This is a genomic window from Nonomuraea sp. MTCD27 (genome assembly GCF_041950495.1).
Taxonomy (GTDB): domain Bacteria; phylum Actinomycetota; class Actinomycetes; order Streptosporangiales; family Streptosporangiaceae; genus Nonomuraea.
This window is the reverse complement of sequence record NZ_JBGNUW010000008.1, coordinates 195,642-212,408: the sequence shown is the minus strand read 5'-3', so window position 1 is coordinate 212,408 and position 16,767 is coordinate 195,642. Positions and strand designations below refer to the sequence as shown.

Here is a 16,767-nt window from a genome sequence, read left to right as displayed (position 1 = left end):
ACCGCTTGCACCGGAATCCCCTTGGCGGTGTACGTGCGGCGAGGTCGTCTGTGATCGTGGAGATGTCCGCCGCCCTGACCGTCCAGCGATCGGAGCCGTCATGCGCAAAGGCATCGTGGTCACGGCACGGCCGGGTGTGGAGGAGCTGGCCGTGCGGGCCGAGAGGCTGGGCTTCAGCAGCTTCTGGGTCTACGACACGCCCATGCTGCACGGTGACCCGTTCGTGGCGCTCGGGGCGTGTGCGAAGGTCACCAGCCGTATCAAGCTCGGCGTCGGCGTGACCTCACCGGCGCTGCGGTCCACACCGGCTGCGGCCGGCGCGTTCGCCAGCCTCAACGCGCTGGCGCCAGGTCGGATCATCTGCGGCATCGGCACCGGGAACACCGCCCGCCGCACCCTGGGGCTGCCGCCGGCCACGACGGCCGAGCTCGAGAGGTTCACCGCCGCGCTGCAGGGTTTGTGCGCCGGCGGCACCGTCGAGTACCGCGAGGGCGACCAGGTCCGCGACATCAGGCTGCTGCATGCCGGGCAGCACGTGAACACCACTGACCCCATCGAGTTCGTGGTGGCCGCGAACGGCTTGAAGGCCGCCGCCGTCGCCGGCCGCCGCGGCGCCGGCATCATCTCCTTCGCGCTGCTGGACCCCGCGGCGTGGAACGCCTTCCACCATGCTCGCCGGCAGGCCGCGGGCGCGCCTCACGACGCCGACTCCTACGTCATGACCTCGCTGTACGTGCTCGACGAGGGCGAGGCCCCCTACGGCGACGCCGTCCGGGACGCGACGGGCCACATCGTCATGTCGCTGCTGACCTTCGCCGCCGAGGCACCCGCGTTCGCCGAACGGCTCGGGGCCGCGGAACGTGACGCGGTGCGGTCACTCCTCGCCCGGCGGGGCACCACGACCACCGCGCCGGACCGGCACACCGCGCTCTACCGCGACTACCTGGGACGCATCGCACCGGCGGACCGGGATCTGATCCTGCCGTCGCTGATCGACGCGCTGGCCCTGGTCGGAACGCGGGACGACCTCCTGGCCCGCATCGCCACCCTGGAACAGGCCGGGATCGACGAGATCGTCATCCAGCCGGTGGTCGATCCGCCGGCGGAGATGGCCGAGCTCGCGAAACTGGCCACCTGAGCCGGCGGGCTGCCGGGGTGCACCCACGGTGGGGCGCCCCGGAGCGATGCGGGCAAAAGGCCTCGCGTACGGTCGCCGCTGGGCCGGTACGCGGGGCGGCGGAACGCTGACCGGCCGGCTGCCGACCACGGCGCAGGTGGTGGACGCCGCCGTCTTCCTGCTGGAGAACCAGGCGATCAACGGGTCGGCCTGCGCGTGGACGGCGGCGTACGGGAACGATGAGGGCTCCGGCCAGGTCCGCGTCATGAGCGTGTGGTCGACCTCAGGTTCCGGGGGAGACGGTCAGGCCGGCCAGCCGCCCGCGGCGGCGGTGGACCTGGCGAACTCGGCGAAGGTCCGCGGCGGGCGGCCGAGGGCACGCTGCACGCCGTCGGAGACGTACTCGTCCGTACCCTCCCTGAGCGGCTCGATGACGTCCGCGAAGGCCGCGGCGTCCGCGGGCGGCAGTCCCTGCCGGACGAGCTCCGCGACGTAGTCCTCGACGGAGAGCGGCACGTAGCGGATGTCGCGGCCGGTGACCTCGGAGATCGTGGCGACCGCCTCGGCCAGCGTCACCGCCCGGGGGCCGGACAACTCGTAGATCCGGCCCGCGTGCCGGTCCTCGGTCAGCGCGGCGACCACCACCGCGGCGATGTCCTCGGCGTCGACGAAGCTGGCGGCCCCGTCGCCGGCGGGCAGCCGCAGCTCACCGGCGCGGACGGCATCGGCGAAGAAACCCTCGCTGAAGTTCTGCGCGAACCAGCCCGGCCTGCTGATCGTCCACTCCAGACCGCTCTCCCGCACGGCGGCCTCGCTGTCGACGACGCCCGCCAGGATGCCGCCGCTGTCCCTCGCGTAGTCCGGATCGTCGATCCCGCGCCCCGAGGCCAGCACCACCCGCCGCACCCCGTGCCGCACCGCCCGCTCCATGAACGGCCGAACCAGCTTCGTGCCGTCCAGCTGCACGATGTAGACGGACCGCACGCCCTCCAGGGCGGCGTCCCAGGTGCCGCTGTCGGTCCAGTCGAAGGCGTGCTCGCCGTTGCGGGCCGCCGCGCGAACCGGCAGCCCCATGGCCCGCAGCCGGCTGACGACGCGGCGGCCTGACTTGCCGGTCGCCCCGGTGACAAGAATCGGATGTTCAGACATGGGCCCAGTCAACCGGCCCGGGACGAGACGATCCATGGCTGGAAAGCTCTGGCCGATGTCTAGGCGTCTACACTCGAGGGCATGGACGCCGTGTCGCAGCTGCTGGCAGACGTACGGGCGCGCGGCGCCGTCTTCCGGCAGACGATCATGCGGCCGCCCTGGGCGCTGCGGATGGCCAGTGGCGCCCCGCTTACCCTGGCCACGATGCTGCGCGGCCGGGCCTGGATCGTTCCCGACCGGCACGAGCCGGTGCCCATCGGCGTCGGCGACATCGCCGTCGTCCGCGGCGACACGCCCTACACGGTGGCCGACGACCCCGCGGCCACACCCTCGCTGGAGGTGACCAGCGCCGACTACTGCCCGGGGTCGGAGGGCGTCGAGCAGGCGTCCCGGACCGCCCGGACCTGCGGAACCCCCGCCGACGGGGCGGCCGTGCTGGTCAGCGGGGCCTTCGAGCGCAAGGGAGAGCTCAGCGAACGTCTCCTGCAGGCCCTGCCCGCCGTGCTGGTGGTGCCGGCAGAGGGCGGCCCCTACCCGTCGGTGGAGCTGGTGGCCGGGGAGGTCGCCGCAGACCGGCCGGGACAACAGCTGGTGCTGGACCGGCTGCTGGACCTGATGCTGGTCTCCGCGCTGCGCAGCTGGTTCGGCGACCCCGGCGCCGATGCCCCGGCCTGGTGCCGGGCGCTGGACGACCCGGTCGTGGGCGCCGCGCTGCGGCTGCTGCACGACACCCCCGCCCACCCGTGGACGGTGGCGGACCTGGCCGCCAAGGCGGGAGTGTCGCGGGCGGCGCTCGCCCGGCGGTTCACCGCGCTGGTCGGCGAACCGCCGATGTCCTACCTGGCGGGCTGGCGGATCGCCCTGGCCGCGGACCTGCTGCGGGAGACCGACCTCACGGTGGGCACGATCGCCCGGAAGGTGGGCTACGCCAACGCCTTCGCGCTGAGCGTGGCGTTCAAGCGGCTGCGCGGCACCCGGCCCAGTGACCACCGGCGCCCCGAGCCGGCGTGGCGGGCCGGACCGGGGGCGTAGACGACGCCGACCACGGCCGGCGATCAGTTCAGCCGAGCGGTGAGCTCGATGATGTTGCCGAGGTTGTCGGTGACGAACGCGATGCGCTGACCGATCGCCGCTACGTCCATGGGCCCGCCGATCAGCGGCACGTCACTGTCACGCAGCTGGGACACGGTCGCGTCGAGATCCTCGACGGCGAGGCAGAAATGGTGCAGCCGCTCCGGGTCCATGCTCGCCAGCACGTCCTCGGCCGGCGCCTCGTGACGGCGCGACGCGCCCGCGAGCAACTCGATCTTCACGCCTCCGCTGACGATGAAGGCGAACGTCGTGCCGTGGGAGTCGAACCGCTGCTGGAGTGCGAAACCGAGCTTGCTCGCGTACCACTGGATGGTGGCATCGAGCTGCTCGGGCGTCACGCTGATGCCGACGTGGTCGTGGGAGAAGGTAATGGCCATATGGACGAGACTGGCCGACTGGCGAGCCGGTAACCAGGGACGGGCCGACGGTAGGACCGGCCGTACCCACCTTCGTGGCGGTGGCCCGCAGCCGGGCATCGGGCACAGCGGCGAGCCGGTCGGATCGCGGGCTGGTCGAGAAGGCCGTTCCGTACGATGATCGCTGCATGCCCTCATCCGCGTCCGCCGCTCTGACCGGATCGGCCCTGGCCGCCGTCCTGGTGGCCGTCCTGGTCGGTGGCTGCGCCGATCCGGCCGCCGATCGGGTGTCGCTCGTCGGCGCGACCCAGCCACCGGCGTCACCGCCGCAGCCGTCGCCGTCGACCGCGGTGCGCCTGCCGCAGCCCGCGCAGACGACCTCGGGTCCCGTACGGCACCCGTTCCCGCCGGCGACCTCCCTGGCCGATCCCCTGGCGACCGGAGCGCCCCTGCCGGCGACGGGCCGGCCGCGGTTCTTCGTCTCCGCGCGCGCTCCGCTCACCCACTTCCCCGGCAGGACGAAGACCGCTGTCTTCACCCCGGTGCCGCCCGCCGTGCACGACGCGGAGACCGGGGCGATCGTCGCGAACGTCCCGCTGCCGCCCGGCATCGCCGGCTCCTGGCACCTGGTCGCCGCCGCCCGGGACAACCGCACGTTCGCCATCGCCGGCTGGACCGAACCGAAGGACCCGTACATCCGCTTCTTCCTGGTGCGCCTCGGGCAGGACGGGCGCCCCGAGCAGCCGGTGGCCATCACGCAGACCGACCCCGACTACCTGAAGTCGGTCTACGACCTCGCCCTCAGCGCCGACGGCACCCGGCTGGCCTACGCCACGCCGCTCATCGGGGGCGGCGCCAAGATCTCCGTGCTCGATGCCGCCACCGGCAGGCGCCGTGACTGGACGTCGACGTACTCGATGGTGACTGGTCTGTCGTGGGCCCCGGACGGCCGCTCGCTCGCGTACGTGCTGGGTGGCCGGGCCATCGGCCTGCTCGACCTCGCCCGCCCGGACGCCGGCCTGGAGGGCGCGGCGTCCCGGATCATCAAGAACGGCGCGGGCGGCATGCCGATCGAGTCGACCGCCCACACCCCGGACGGCGGCGCGCTGATCTACGCGACCGGGCACACCGTCGAACGCATCGCCCTGGCGGGCGGGCCGGCGCAGGTCCTCGCCCGCCCGGAGCGGCCGCCGGGCGCGTCGCTGAGCCTGCGCTTCAGCGTCGACGGGACCGGCGAGCACCTCCTGTACGTGCACAAGTGGCACGCCTACCGGATCGACCTCGCCGGCGGCACGGCCGCCTCGGTGCCGATCACCGTCGCCGAGCGGCCAGGCGAGGGCACCGAACCCCGCGCAGCCTGGTGACCCCGGCCGCCCGCTCGAACGTCGTCGTAGAGGTGACCGCCTTTCCGAGCCGAACGGAGAGCGGTGCGTGACCCGATCGCGGATGCCGGCGTGAGCGTCGTGGACCGGCTCGGCATGTACTACGAGAGCGGGCCGGCACCGTGCAGGAACTGTTCGACCGCGGTCTCCACCAGCCCGTCGAGCAGCTCCGCCTTGACGATGTTGCCGTTGATGAGCGAGGCGATGCCCTGGAGGGTCGCGAACAGGACGATCCCGATCCGCTCGGGGTCACCCGCCTGGAGCGCACCCTGCTCCTGCCCTTGCAGGATCAGCTCGCTCATCAGCCCGAACGGCGCTTCGGCCGCCCTGACGATCCGCGTCGAGGTCCGGCGGCTCGACCTCGCCGACCTGTCCTCGGTCCGCGCGTTCGCCGCGGGCTTCACCGAGCCCGTCGACGTGCTGATCAACAACGCGGGTGTCATGATCCCGCCGTTCTCCCGCACGGCCGACGGCTTCGAGCTGCAGTTCGGTACGAACCACCTGGGGCACTTCGCGCTCACGAACCTGCTCCTGCCGCGGATCCGGGAACGGATCGTCATCGTCTCGTCCAACGGTCACAAGGTGGGCTCGATCGACTTCGACGACCTCAACTGGGAGCGCAGGCCGTACCGGGCGATGGCCGCGTACGCGCAGTCCAAGCTCGCCAACCTGCTGTTCACCGCGGAACTCCAGCGACGGCTCGCCCAAGCCGGCTCGCCGGTGATCGCCACCGCCGCGCATCCGGGCATGGCGGCCACGAACCTGCTGAAGTTCGACGGCCGGCGACGCGTGCGCCACCTCGTGCAGCAGGCGGCGGCCGGCCTTCTCGCGCAGAGCGACGACGACGGCGCCCTGCCCACGCTGTACGCGGCCGTGGCGCACATTCCGGGCGACAGCTACGCGGGCCCGAGCGGTTTCCTGGAGGGACGCGGCGCGCCGAAGCTGGTCGGTCGCTCGGCGAGGGCGCGGGACGCGGAGGTGGCACGCCGCCTGTGGGAGGTCTCCGAAAAGCTGACGGGAGTCGCCTTCCCCGGGAGCTCGCTCCGGGCCGCCTGATCTCCACCCGCGCGGCGAGATCTGTCGGTGCGGCCTGGCATGCTCCCGGCCATGCGTCAACCACTCGCGCACCACTCCGAGGTGGAGTCGGCGGTCGAGGCCGCGCTCGCCGCAGCAGGCTGGATCACGCAGGCCGGCAACGACCGCCTCCGCCTGAGAGACCGGCTGTCCCGGGAGCGGGGGTTCGCCCGGCGCGCCGCCGCCGTGTATCTCGCCCAGGCCACGCTGGACGACCTCGCGAGCGAGCTTTACCTGGCACTGTCCGGCTCGGACGGGTGGACCGCGGCGGAGGTCGCGGCGCTGTTCACCGTCATGCGGGAGCGGGAGATCCACTACCGCGACGAGGATTGGCTGGCGCCGGCGCTGGAGCTGGCGGCGAGCCTCGACGACGAGGATCGGACCATCGTGTGGGAGCCCCTGAGGCCGCTGGTCGAAGCGGTGTCCACGAGCGGCATCGAGGCGGGGGCACGCCGACGGCTGCACGGCCTGATCGCACGCGTCTTCCGCACCGGCCCCGAGGCGATGCCGCTCGCGGCCCTCGTGCCCTGCGACGAGTGGGCCATGGCAGTACGCGACCACCTCGGCGCCGCGCCGCCGGAGGGCCTGGTGCGGCTCGTCGACCACCTCGCCGAGCTCAACGGGCCGCGGCCCGCCAAGACCTGGCGCGGCCGATGCCTGGAGCTGCTCCAGACCGACGGAGCGGGCGACCTGGTGCGCGCCGCGGTGAACGCCTTCGGAAGGGTCAGCGAGGTCGACAGCCCCTGGGGCCCGGCCCAGCTGATCGTCTCCGGCGCCAACACCGACGTGGCCAGGGGGTTCGTCTGGGCGGCCGCCCTGCTGCCGATGGACGACGCCGTGCCGGAGCTGACGGAGCTCGCCCTGCGCACCTCGGGAGTGCACCGCGGCCTGCGGGAGGACCTGAAGCTCGCCGGAGCGGCGATCAACGCGCTGGGCGTCTACCCCGGCCCCGTCGCCATGCGGGCGCTGTGGCAGCTACGCCGGCGGATCAGGCATCGGGCGCTGCACAAGCAGATCGACACCGCCCTCGACGCCGCCGCCGCCCGCCTCGGCATCACGCCCGGCCAGATGCTGGAGCGCAACATCCCCGACCACGGGCTCGGGCCCGACGGGACGCTGACGCGCACCATCGACGGCTGGACCGCGGTGCTGGCCGTCGAGAACGCCAAGACCGCACGGCTCGGCTTCCGATCGCCGGACGGCGCCACGGTCCGCACCGTCCCCGTCGCGCTGAAGGAGACCGCCGAGCTCGAAGCGCTCAAGGCCGTGCTGAAGGAGATCCGCCAGACGCTGTCGGCCGAACGCACGCGCCTGGAGGAGCTCTTCACCACGGACCGGGCGTGGCCGTACGAGGAGTGGGCCCGCCACTACCGCGACCACCCGATCACCGGCGCCGTCGCACGCGGGCTGATCTGGACGGCCGACGGGCACACCTTCCTGCCGGACGAGACCGTCCCCGCCTCCGTGCCCGCCTCCGAGGTCCGGCTGTGGCACACCGCACGCGCCACCCCGGAGGAGACCGCCGCCTGGCGAAGGACGGTGACCGAGCGCCGGCTGCGACAGCCGTTCAAGCAGGCCTTCCGCGAGACCTACCCGCTCACCCCCGCCGAGGAGAGCACCCGCGTCTACTCCAACCGCTTCGCCGCCCACATCGTCGACCATCCCCGCCTGTACGCGCTGCTCAAGGAGCGCCGCTGGCGGACGACCTGGCTGGGGCCCTTCGACGGCGGCTACACCGCGGAGGCGAGCAAGGGGCTGGCCGAGGGTGCCTGGCAGGTCCGGTTCAGATACGAGGCCGCGGGCGTGGAGGGCCACGAGGTGACACTGGCCGCCACCGGCCAAGTCCGCTTCGACCGGCGGCAGGGGCGCGGCTTCGTACAGGCCGATCTGGCCGAGGTGCCGCCGCTGGTGTTCAGCGAGGCGATGCGGGACGTGGACCTCTTCGTGGCCGTCACCTCCATCGCCGCCGACCCGCAATGGCAGGACCGCGGCGAGGACGACCACCAGGCCTACTGGAGGCAGGCCTCCGTCGGCCCGCTGCCCCCGTCGGCCGAGGTGCGCCGCGACGCGCTGGCGCGGCTGCTTCCCCGCACGGCCGCCGCCGACCGGCTCACCCTCACCGACCGGTTCCTCGTCGTCCGCGGCGACCTGCGCACCTACAAGATCCACCTGGGCAGCACGAACATCCTCATGGAGCCCGACGGCGTCTACCTGTGCATCGTCCCGGCCCGCACGCGCGACTCCCGGCGGTTCCTCCCCTTCGAGGAGGACGGCCCGCTTTCTCTCATCCTCAGCAAGGCGTTACTGCTGGCCAACGACACCAAGATCACCGACGAGAGCATCCTCCGCCAGATCAGGTAAGCCCGCTGTCAGGCCGCCCCCGCACGGGCCGGCGGCTTCGGCCGGTGCCGGCCGGGGAGATCATGTGGGCTGCAGTTGTCATGCAAGCGACACCTGATCAACTACCGGCATCGGAACGGACAAGGCCGGCCCAACCGGGCCCGCCTTTCAGCGTGAGGAAGAAGGATGGCATCGGTCGTCTTCGGGACATGCGCCGCAATCGCCTCGATCGTGGGCGTGGTGCTGTTCATCGTGTTGAGGCGGAAGCCGCACACCCGGGTCGGGGCGTATGTCAGCGCGACGTTCCTGTTCCTGGGCGCGGGGATGCTCACCCTGGGCTCCATCTCGTTCGCCGGCCTCGAATCCGCCGCGCTGCAGACCTTCACGCCGGAGGAGCGCGCGACGGCGGTGCCGTGCAACGCGGTGGTCCTGGGAGCCGAGCAGACCAACAAGCACAACGGACGCTACATCTGGCTGTTGCGGCTCCGCGTGACCCCTCAGGCCGGCAGCCCGTACGAGATCGAGCGCACGGCGCGGCTCGCCTCGTCCATGGGGGAACGCCTGGAGAAGGGGAACGTCGCCCTTTCCTGCCTGGTGGCCCCCGCCGACCACACCCGGATAGAGATCCCGGCCCTGGCCTGAGCCGCCCCCTTGCCGCCGGCGCGAGCGTCCCGGCACACGCCTCAGGCGTGAGCGATGAGTTCGGGCGGCGGATCGGGTCTGCCCTGGCATGACCCGAATCATCGCTGACATCTCGGTCTCCCTGGACGGCTTCGTCACCGGGCCCGACCCCGGCCCGGACAGCGGTCTGGGCACCGGTGGCGAGGCCCTGCACACCTGGGCGTTCTCCGACGACCCCGACGACCGCCGGATCCTGCGCGAGGCGACCGCCCGATCGGGCGCCGTCGTCCTCGGCCGCCGGCTCTTCGACGTGGTCGACGGGCCGTACGGCTGGAACGACGACTCCGGCTACGGCGCCGGCGAGGTCGGCAGGCCCGCGTTCGTCGTCGTGACGAGCTCGCCCCCGAAGTCGGTGCGGCTCACCGACCTCGACTGGACGTTCGTCACCACCGGTCTGACCGACGCCGTCACCGCCGCCCGCGAGCGCGCCGAGGCGGCGTCGGCGCACCGCGGCGAGGACCTCGACGTCGTCCTCATGGGCGGCGGCGCCACGATCGGCTCGGCGCTCGCCGCCGGGCTGGTCGATGAGCTGACGCTGCACCTCGCGCCCGTTGTGCTGGGCGCCGGGACGCCACTGTTCACCGGCGGAGCGCCGCGCACGCTGGTGCAGCGAGGCGCGACCCCGACCTCGACCGCGACGCACCTGACCTACGACGTCCTCTGACGGCGTCGTCGCGGACCTTCGCCTCGATCATGTCGCGGAGGGTCTCCGCAATCCCCCGAAACAGGCGTCGCGGAGCCTGTGCAGGACCTCGTGGCAGCCCTCGTCTTCGAAGCGCGCCTCACCCGCGGCGCTCGGGGGCGCTCAGGACGTCGGCGAGGTCGTCCACCGCCAGCCCCTGGCCAGGCCTCGCCTCGGGCGCCTTGATCGTCATCGGCTTGTCCCAGTTCCGGTACTGCGTGGCCAGCCGCGCCTGCGGGATCCGGTCGTCGCCGAGCCCTCGGACCTCGGGCCGCGGGTGCGCGTCGAAGCCCCAGAAGATCCGGTACGGCCATCCGCGGTCGTCGTACATGTACGTCCACGTCACTTCCGACGTCCCGAGAGCCGCGTTTCCCGCGGCCTCGCGGAAGCTGGGGGAGACGCGATAGAGCTCCTTGAGGGTGATCGTCCCGGTCAGGGAGTAGATGCGCCGCTTGCGGCCGGTCGTGCGGTCCTTGGTCCAGGGCGTGACGCTCTTGCGGGTCCTGGTGGACAGCAGCGTGCGCAGCGTGTCCTCCGTGGGGAGCACACCGGCGGGCGGACGGCGAGGCTGAACGGGCGCTCTCCCTTCCCCCATGTCACAGAAGTGACCCCTGTCTCGTCGCAGGAGAGACAGACCCTCTAACGGAGAGCGTGGACATGAACGAGCACACCCCACACCAGAAGGTCGCCATGATCACCGGCGCGAACAAGGGAATCGGTCGCGCGGCCGCCGAGCAACTCGCCGCGCTGGGCATGACGGTCCTGATCGGAGCCAGGAACGCGCAGCTCGGCGAGGAGGCCGCCGCGGCGCTGCGCGCGACGGGAGCCGACGCCCACGCGGTCACCCTGGACGTCACCGACCAGGCCACCATCGAGGAGGCCGCGAAGTGGGTGGGGGAGCGCTTCGGCCACCTGGACTCGCTGATCAACAACGCCGGCATCACCGGCTCCGGGCAGGTCTCGCCCCAGGACGCCGTCGATCAGATCCCCAGCACCGTCGACCTGGACATGGTCCGGGCGGTGTTCGAGACCAACGTCTTCGGGGTGATCGCGGTGACCAACGCGATGCTTCCGCTGCTGCGGCGCTCGCCGGCGCCGTGCGTCGTCAACGTCAGCAGCGGCGCCGCGTCGCTGGCCCTCAACAGCGACCCGGACGGCCCGCTGACGCGACTCCCGGCGTCGGCCGCCTACTCGCCCTCCAAGACCGCGCTCAACGCGCTGACCGTCCAGTACGCCAACGAGCTGCGCAAGGACGGCATCCGGGTCAACGCCGCCGATCCCGGCTACGTCGCCACGGACATCAACAACCACGGCGGGTTCCTCACCCCCGCACAGGGCGCCACGGCCCTGGTGCACCTGGCCACACTCGGCGCCGACGGACCCACCGCCGGGTTCTTCAGCGCGGACGGGCCCGTGGCCTGGTAGGGAGCGTCCCCGGCCCTGGGAAGCCCTCGTAGGGAGTTTCCCCGGCCCTGGGCAGCCCTCATCCGCCGGGCCGTCGGCCAGGGTTGGCGGCGATCTTCTCGCGGAAAGGTGCGATGGTCGTCTACCTGCGGTGGCAGGGACCCGCAGGGGTGGATCCGCGGCCGGTTCCCGAGCGCGGCGAGTCGGTCCTGAAGCGCACGCCGGACCGGCTCGCGCGGGCCGCCTGACCGATCGGCAGGGGCACGCGGGATCGCCCGGAGACGCGGACGGCCCCGCGCTCTTGAGAGCGCGGGGCCTCGGGGGGTGTCCGGGTGTCGCTGTGATGGGGAGGGGCCTTACTGTTGTGTCGATCCGAGCCGTACGGCGAAGGCCTGTACGCCGGTGGGAGCGTCCCAGGTGGCGCCGACGCCGACCAGGCCCCAGCCGCCGGAGCAGTCACCGGTGGCGTACAGGAACGCGGTGTCGGTGGTGTCGTTGGAGAAGCGGATCGCCCCGCCGGTCAGTTGCAGGCAGATGTCGCTGGGCGGCTCGGCGACCTGGAACGGCTGCCCGGCGGGGGTGACGTAGGTGTAGGTGCCCGAGGCCGCCTGCGCGGCCGGCGCGGTGAGGAGGACGGCGGCCAGCGGGGTGGTGAGGGCCACCGCCACCCTGCCCCTTGCGCACTGTGTGTATCGGCTCATGTACGAAAGGTAATCGCGCGGCAAGGCCGGCACCATGCGTCATGCGATCTCGGCAACCCATGTATCTGCAGGTCCGCGCGGTTGCTCGGTCATGGGAACTTCGACGTCGCCACCTACCGGTAGCCTCGAACGCGAGGAACACGACCGCCCTGGCGACCTCGGCCGGGTGCCCCCGCTTCAGGGCCGAGGCGCAGCGGGCGTGGGCACGTGCGGTCGCTCGCGGGCGAGGAGCGCGCCGAGGGCGGCGGCGAGGAGGGGAAGGCCGGCGACGACGGCCACGATCGCCGGCCAGGGGGTCTCGAACGGCACCCGCACCGGTGCCTCCCACGTGGTACGCACCGTCAAGGGCCACAGCAGCAGCATCCCGGCGGGACATCCGGCGACCGCGCCCAGGACGGTTCCGTACAGGGCGCTCAGACCCGCGCGGGATGCGCAGAACCACCGGAAGGCCGCGGCTGACCCGTTTCCGGCCCGCCTCAGGACCCGGGCCTGACGCGCGTCCGCGGCCTTGCCGAAGCCGGCGGCCAGCGCACAACCAAGGGCGACCAGGAGCGCCGCCGCGACGACGGGCAGCCACCCGGTCGAAGCCGCGAAGCCGCGCTCGACGTAGACCTCCGCGACCGTGTCGTCCAGCCGGTCGTCGAGGCGCTCCTGCTCCTGCACCGTGACCCGGCGGAGAGTGGGGTCGACGATCAGCTCGTCCGGTAGGAGCCGGTAGCCGAGGTCGCGGACGATCTTCGAGGGCACGAAGATCGTCTCCATGTACGGGTCGGCGGGCCTGGCGATGACCGCCCGGACGGTTCTGGTCTTCGTTGTGTCGTCGTTCTCGTCGATCTCGTAGGAGAGCTCGACCGAGTCGGCCTTCACGTCGGCTGACGTGATCACCACGGCCGTGTCCTCGTCGTACGGCGTCGACTGATCGCCCGTGAGGTACCGCAGCAGTTTCTCGTCACCGATGGCCTGATCCCAGTAGACGGCCTCCTCTGATATTTCGATGTTCTCCGCGTTCGCGTGGAAGTGCCAGGATTCGCGCGAAGGGCGCTCGCTCTGGGCGATCGGCACGCCGGGTAATTCCCGCTCGATCGCCGCTCGTACGGTGCCCGCATCCGCCGCCGAGGAGAAGAACGGCGCGAACAAGGTGCCCGACCGGACCAGTAAGGTGCCCGGCCGGGCCCGGGGCGAGTATTCGGCCCTGCTCTGCGCCGTTTCGCCGACCGCGACGACCGTCAGCGCGATGCCGAAGGCCGTCGCCAGCATCGCCAGCGTGATCGCGAGCACCGCGCGGACACGACGATGGGCCAGGTCGCGGGCCGCCAGGCGGAAGGGCGGCGGCAGCCGTTCCGCGTACGGACCGATGATCTCCAGCAGCCACGAAGGCACCGGGCCGAGGCCGGCGACGAGCAGGCCCGCGCCGATGAGGGTGATCAGCAACATCCCGGAAGCCGCGAGGGCGCCGTAGCGCGAATCCGCACGCCCCAGCCAGGCGCCGAGCCCCATCAACAAGACGCCGGCGAACGACACGAACAATCCCGCGACGACGAATCGCCGGCTCATGAGCTCGTGGCGGTTGGGCGGGGCGGAGAGCACCGCGGCAGGGACGGCCCCGGTCGCGGTCATCAGGGGAAGAACTGCGAACAGGCCGAGGAATACGGCCATGAACACGTAGTACGCAAGATCGAAAGGCATGGCGGAATGGTAGTGAGCTGTCCATGACCCGGGGAAGGAGATGGGGAGCCGAACGCGGGAGTGTTCGTGCTGGTGGGCGGCCGATCGGGTGCCGCTGGTCAAGCCTGGCGCGCTGGCCCGGGAAGACCTTCGCCGGTCCGGCCCGCTCGATATCGAGGTGCGGTGGGCCTGTGGCCCGGGTGAAGATGGCCGCGTCTGGCTATGTGAGCCGGCACCCCGGAAGAGGAGCGTGCCATGAGCGCCATCGGATCCGCAGGCCCGGAGATCCGAATGGGCACGGGAAGGCTGCGCGGGCGGATGGAGGACGGCGTGGCCGTCTTCCGCGGCGTGCCGTTCGCGCGCCCGCCGGTGGGCGCCCTGCGGCTGGCCGCGCCGGTGCCGGCCGAGCCGTGGGACGGGGTGCGCGAGGCCGGGGCGTTCGGTCCGCCGCCGCCGCAGTCCAGGTTGCTGGGCGCGTCCGGCGTCGACGGTACGGACGGCGACTGGCTGACCGCCAACGTGTGGTCCCCCGACCTGGGCGCTGCCCGGCTGCCGGTGATGGTGTGGATCCATGGCGGCGGTTACATGTACGGATGGTCCGGCGACCCGGTCTTCGACGGCCGCGTGCTCGCCCGGGACGGCGTCATCGTGGTCACCTTCAACTACCGGCTCTCCGCCGAGGGCTTCGGACATTTCCGGGGCGCACCGGCCAACCGCGGGTTACTGGACCAGGTGACCGCCCTGCGCTGGGTGCGCGACAACATCGCGGCCTTCGGCGGGGATCCGGACCGGGTCACCGTCTTCGGGGAGTCCGCCGGAGCCGGGAGCATCGCGGCGCTGATGGCGATGCCCATGGCCGCCGGTCTGTTCGGCAGGGCGATCGCGCAGAGCGTGCCAGGCCTGTTCTTCTCCGCTGAGCTGGCCGCCGACATCGCCGCCGCCGTGGCCGGTGAGCTGGGCCTGCCCCCGCGCGCGGACGAACTCGCCCGCCTGTCGCCGGAGCGACTGAACGACGCCGGTGACGCGGTGGCGGACAAGATGGCCGGCCGCCCGCAGTGGGGCCGGGCCGCGTACATCCGGTCGCCGTTCGCGCCGGTGGTGGACGGCGAGGTGCTGCCCGCGGTGCCGTGGCGGTCACTGGCGGACGGGGCCGCGCGCGAGGTGGAGCTGATCGCGGGGCACACCCGCGACGAATACCGGCTGTTCATGGCCATCAGGGGTGACACCGGCCAGATCACCGCCGAGCGGGCCGCCACCGCGCTGCGGGAGCTCGCGCCTGATCCGGAGGCCTTCCGGGCCGCCCACCCGGAGGCCGGCGAGGAGCGGCTGTACGAGCTGGTGCACTCCGACTGGTTGTTCCGGATGCCGTCCGTCCGGCTGGCCGAGGCCCACCAGAGGCGCGGCCGGGCCCACCTGTACGAGCTGACCTGGCCGGCCCCCGGCATGGGCGGCGAGGTCCTCGGCGCCTGTCATGGGCTCGGCCTGCCGCTCACGTTCGGCAACCTGACCGCCGGCGCGGCGGGACTGCTGCTCGGACAGGAGCCGCCACCGGCCGCGGCCGAGCTGTCGGCCCGGGTCCGCGCGGCCTGGATCGCCTTCGCCACGACCGGGGATCCCGGCTGGCCGGCGTACGAGCCGCAGAACCGGCATACCTGGGTCATCGACACCGAGCCCGGCATGACGGCGTACCCGGAGGAGACCTCCCGTGAGTTGTGGGCCGGGCACGCCTTCGACCCCCTCACGTTGCGGGCGCATCCGTAGCCGGCCACGGTGCGACCGTGATCAGCGGGGCGAGGTACCCCTCCGGCACGGCCTCCTCCACCGGCACGCCACCGGCCTCCACCACCCAGGCGTGCGCCGCGAACGGCGGGTGGAGCGGGGCCGCTCGCCTGCCCGTGGTTGACCTCGACCGCGGTTGAGATTGCAGGATGGCGATCGGGGGCCTGTCCTGCCATCGACCTCGAGGAGCATGCGCGTGAGCATGGACACGGGTTTCTATTCGATCATCGATTACACCGTCGACGGATTCGACACTCAGCGCGAGCTCGTCGAGGCGTTCGCGGAGATCCAGGAGCGGTGGGTGCGCTTCTATCCCGGCTACCGCTCAGCCCGTTTTCACGTGAGCACCGACGGCACCCGCGTGTACAACATCGTGCACTGGGCGAGCGAGGCGGATTACCGCGCCTTCGTGGAGACCTCGGACACCGACGGCCGGGTGGCCGCCATCGGCAGGGCGCTGCGGGGCCTGTCCGGCAAGGCCGAACCGCGCATGACCGGGCCGCCCACCTACACCGTGGCCCGCGAGGTCGGTCCCGGGCCGCAGCGCCTCGACTCCTGATCGCCGAAACCTCCTACAAAGGACCTGCATGAAGCTGGAGATATACGCCGATGTGCTGTGCCCGTGGTGCTACATCGGCAAAAGACGCCTGACGGCAGCGTTGGCGAGCCTCGCCGACCGCGACAGCGTGGAGCTCGCCTGGCGCAGTTACGAGCTCGCCCCGGAGGAAGGCCGGGTCCCCGGTCCGACCGCCGCCGAGGCCATGGCCGGATGGTGGGGCGAGCAGGCACCTGCCCGAATCACCCTGATCCGGTCGCTGGGCGCCGCGGAAGGCCTGGAGCTGAACCTGCATCTGGCCCGGCCGGTGAACACCTTCGACGCGCACCGGCTGTGCAAGCTGGCCGCCGACCACGACCGGGCCGACCAGATGATGGAGCTGCTGCTGCACGCGTACCACACCGAAGGGCTCAACGTGGCCGACCCGCAGGTCCTGCGGCGCCTGGGCGGCGCGGCCGGCCTGGACGCCGATGACGTGCACGCCGTGCTGGCCGGTGACGACCACGCCGACCAGGTGCGGGCGGATCGGCTCCGCGCGGCCGAGCTCGGCGTCACCGGCGTCCCCAGCCTGGTGATCGACGGCCGGCCGCCGGTCTCCGGGGTCCAGCCCGTCGCCGATCTGCGCCGGCTGCTGGAGCGCGGCCCGACCGGTTCACCGGGCGTTCCGGCCGGTTCTGACCGGGCCGGCTGACGCGTCACCCCTCCGCGACACGACTTCTCCGAAAGGGATCACACCCGCGATGACCGGGCCACCTCCTCAGCCGAGCAGCACTTCCTTTGTCCGGATTT

At 72.3% G+C, this 16,767-nt stretch carries 16 protein-coding genes; 11 read left to right on the top strand and 5 right to left on the bottom strand.

Annotated features, from left to right (window positions below):
- The first annotated feature begins 100 nt into the window (after nt 1-100).
- Nucleotides 101-1,138: an LLM class flavin-dependent oxidoreductase gene (locus ACBJ59_RS24770; RefSeq protein WP_375112618.1), complete on the top strand. Its 1,038-nt coding sequence runs from the start codon at nt 101-103 to the stop codon at nt 1,136-1,138.
- Between the two features lie 282 nt (nt 1,139-1,420).
- Here ACBJ59_RS24770 and ACBJ59_RS24765 read toward each other — a convergent pair whose 3' ends face one another.
- Nucleotides 1,421-2,266: an NAD(P)H-binding protein gene (locus ACBJ59_RS24765; RefSeq protein WP_375112617.1), complete on the bottom strand. Its 846-nt coding sequence runs from the start codon at nt 2,264-2,266 to the stop codon at nt 1,421-1,423.
- Between the two features lie 81 nt (nt 2,267-2,347).
- On the opposite strand from ACBJ59_RS24765, the gene ACBJ59_RS24760 reads away from it, so the two are divergent.
- Complete coding sequence (locus ACBJ59_RS24760; protein ID WP_375112616.1) at nt 2,348-3,298, top strand: AraC family transcriptional regulator; 951 nt, start codon at nt 2,348-2,350, stop codon at nt 3,296-3,298.
- 23 nt (nt 3,299-3,321) lie between these two features.
- Here the strand turns inward: ACBJ59_RS24760 and ACBJ59_RS24755 are convergent, their stop codons facing one another.
- On the bottom strand, nt 3,322-3,735 hold the full coding sequence (locus ACBJ59_RS24755) for a VOC family protein (RefSeq protein WP_375112615.1): 414 nt from the start codon (nt 3,733-3,735) through the stop codon (nt 3,322-3,324).
- A gap of 167 nt (nt 3,736-3,902) precedes the next feature.
- On the opposite strand from ACBJ59_RS24755, the gene ACBJ59_RS24750 reads away from it, so the two are divergent.
- The 5 genes from ACBJ59_RS24750 to ACBJ59_RS24730 all read left to right on the top strand — a co-directional run bounded on the left by ACBJ59_RS24750 (nt 3,903) and on the right by ACBJ59_RS24730 (nt 9,855).
- The gene (locus tag ACBJ59_RS24750) at nt 3,903-5,078 is read left to right on the top strand and encodes a WD40 repeat domain-containing protein (RefSeq protein ID WP_375112614.1); all 1,176 of its coding nucleotides are present in this window, start codon (nt 3,903-3,905) and stop codon (nt 5,076-5,078) included.
- A 210-nt stretch (nt 5,079-5,288) separates the two neighbouring features.
- Nucleotides 5,289-6,152, top strand: coding sequence for an oxidoreductase (locus tag ACBJ59_RS24745; protein WP_375112832.1), 864 nt, complete (start codon nt 5,289-5,291; stop codon nt 6,150-6,152).
- Between the two features lie 51 nt (nt 6,153-6,203).
- Nucleotides 6,204-8,531 carry a DUF4132 domain-containing protein gene (locus ACBJ59_RS24740; RefSeq protein ID WP_375112613.1) on the top strand — a complete coding sequence of 776 codons (2,328 nt, stop codon included), beginning with the start codon at nt 6,204-6,206 and terminating at the stop codon, nt 8,529-8,531.
- 165 nt (nt 8,532-8,696) lie between these two features.
- Entirely contained in the window at nt 8,697-9,152 is a 456-nt protein-coding gene (locus tag ACBJ59_RS24735) for a hypothetical protein (protein WP_375112612.1), read from the top strand.
- An 88-nt stretch (nt 9,153-9,240) separates the two neighbouring features.
- Complete coding sequence (locus tag ACBJ59_RS24730) at nt 9,241-9,855, top strand: dihydrofolate reductase family protein (protein ID WP_375112611.1); 615 nt, start codon at nt 9,241-9,243, stop codon at nt 9,853-9,855.
- A gap of 118 nt (nt 9,856-9,973) precedes the next feature.
- Here ACBJ59_RS24730 and ACBJ59_RS24725 read toward each other — a convergent pair whose 3' ends face one another.
- On the bottom strand, nt 9,974-10,420 hold the full coding sequence (locus ACBJ59_RS24725) for a hypothetical protein (protein WP_375112610.1): 447 nt from the start codon (nt 10,418-10,420) through the stop codon (nt 9,974-9,976).
- A 110-nt stretch (nt 10,421-10,530) separates the two neighbouring features.
- Between ACBJ59_RS24725 and ACBJ59_RS24720 the strand changes: the two genes are divergently transcribed.
- Complete coding sequence (locus tag ACBJ59_RS24720) at nt 10,531-11,298, top strand: SDR family NAD(P)-dependent oxidoreductase (protein WP_375112609.1); 768 nt, start codon at nt 10,531-10,533, stop codon at nt 11,296-11,298.
- 335 nt (nt 11,299-11,633) lie between these two features.
- Here ACBJ59_RS24720 and ACBJ59_RS24715 read toward each other — a convergent pair whose 3' ends face one another.
- Together ACBJ59_RS24715 and ACBJ59_RS24710 are read right to left on the bottom strand one after the other, a co-directional pair.
- Nucleotides 11,634-11,978 (bottom strand): hypothetical protein, encoded by a 345-nt coding sequence (locus ACBJ59_RS24715; protein ID WP_375112608.1) that lies wholly within the window; start codon nt 11,976-11,978, stop codon nt 11,634-11,636.
- Between the two features lie 177 nt (nt 11,979-12,155).
- On the bottom strand, nt 12,156-13,664 hold the full coding sequence (locus tag ACBJ59_RS24710) for a hypothetical protein (RefSeq protein WP_375112607.1): 1,509 nt from the start codon (nt 13,662-13,664) through the stop codon (nt 12,156-12,158).
- Nucleotides 13,665-13,898: 234 nt separating this feature from the next.
- On the opposite strand from ACBJ59_RS24710, the gene ACBJ59_RS24705 reads away from it, so the two are divergent.
- From ACBJ59_RS24705 to ACBJ59_RS24695, 3 genes are all read left to right on the top strand, one after another.
- Nucleotides 13,899-15,404: a carboxylesterase/lipase family protein gene (locus ACBJ59_RS24705; protein ID WP_375112606.1), complete on the top strand. Its 1,506-nt coding sequence runs from the start codon at nt 13,899-13,901 to the stop codon at nt 15,402-15,404.
- 220 nt (nt 15,405-15,624) lie between these two features.
- A complete protein-coding gene (locus ACBJ59_RS24700) occupies nt 15,625-15,981 on the top strand; it encodes an antibiotic biosynthesis monooxygenase family protein (protein WP_375112831.1) in 357 nt (118 codons plus the stop codon).
- A gap of 28 nt (nt 15,982-16,009) precedes the next feature.
- Complete coding sequence (locus ACBJ59_RS24695) at nt 16,010-16,669, top strand: DsbA family protein (RefSeq protein WP_375112605.1); 660 nt, start codon at nt 16,010-16,012, stop codon at nt 16,667-16,669.
- Nucleotides 16,670-16,767 lie beyond the last annotated feature (98 nt).

Excerpts from the sequence above, each read along its gene's own strand:
- ACBJ59_RS24750 (WP_375112614.1), top strand. The coding sequence starts at position 3,903 with ATGCCCTCATCCGCGTCCGCCGCTCTGACCGGATCGGCCCTGGCCGCC.
- ACBJ59_RS24765 (WP_375112617.1), bottom strand. The coding sequence starts at position 2,266 with ATGTCTGAACATCCGATTCTTGTCACCGGGGCGACCGGCAAGTCAGGC.
- ACBJ59_RS24705 (WP_375112606.1), top strand. The coding sequence starts at position 13,899 with ATGAGCGCCATCGGATCCGCAGGCCCGGAGATCCGAATGGGCACGGGA.
- ACBJ59_RS24710 (WP_375112607.1), bottom strand. The coding sequence starts at position 13,664 with ATGCCTTTCGATCTTGCGTACTACGTGTTCATGGCCGTATTCCTCGGC.
- ACBJ59_RS24735 (WP_375112612.1), top strand. The coding sequence starts at position 8,697 with ATGGCATCGGTCGTCTTCGGGACATGCGCCGCAATCGCCTCGATCGTG.
- ACBJ59_RS24770 (WP_375112618.1), top strand. The coding sequence starts at position 101 with ATGCGCAAAGGCATCGTGGTCACGGCACGGCCGGGTGTGGAGGAGCTG.
- ACBJ59_RS24715 (WP_375112608.1), bottom strand. The coding sequence starts at position 11,978 with ATGAGCCGATACACACAGTGCGCAAGGGGCAGGGTGGCGGTGGCCCTC.
- ACBJ59_RS24700 (WP_375112831.1), top strand. The coding sequence starts at position 15,625 with ATGGACACGGGTTTCTATTCGATCATCGATTACACCGTCGACGGATTC.
- ACBJ59_RS24720 (WP_375112609.1), top strand. The coding sequence starts at position 10,531 with ATGAACGAGCACACCCCACACCAGAAGGTCGCCATGATCACCGGCGCG.
- ACBJ59_RS24730 (WP_375112611.1), top strand. The coding sequence starts at position 9,241 with ATGACCCGAATCATCGCTGACATCTCGGTCTCCCTGGACGGCTTCGTC.
- ACBJ59_RS24745 (WP_375112832.1), top strand. The coding sequence starts at position 5,289 with ATGAGCGAGGCGATGCCCTGGAGGGTCGCGAACAGGACGATCCCGATC.
- ACBJ59_RS24755 (WP_375112615.1), bottom strand. The coding sequence starts at position 3,735 with ATGGCCATTACCTTCTCCCACGACCACGTCGGCATCAGCGTGACGCCC.
- ACBJ59_RS24740 (WP_375112613.1), top strand. The coding sequence starts at position 6,204 with ATGCGTCAACCACTCGCGCACCACTCCGAGGTGGAGTCGGCGGTCGAG.
- ACBJ59_RS24695 (WP_375112605.1), top strand. The coding sequence starts at position 16,010 with ATGAAGCTGGAGATATACGCCGATGTGCTGTGCCCGTGGTGCTACATC.
- ACBJ59_RS24760 (WP_375112616.1), top strand. The coding sequence starts at position 2,348 with ATGGACGCCGTGTCGCAGCTGCTGGCAGACGTACGGGCGCGCGGCGCC.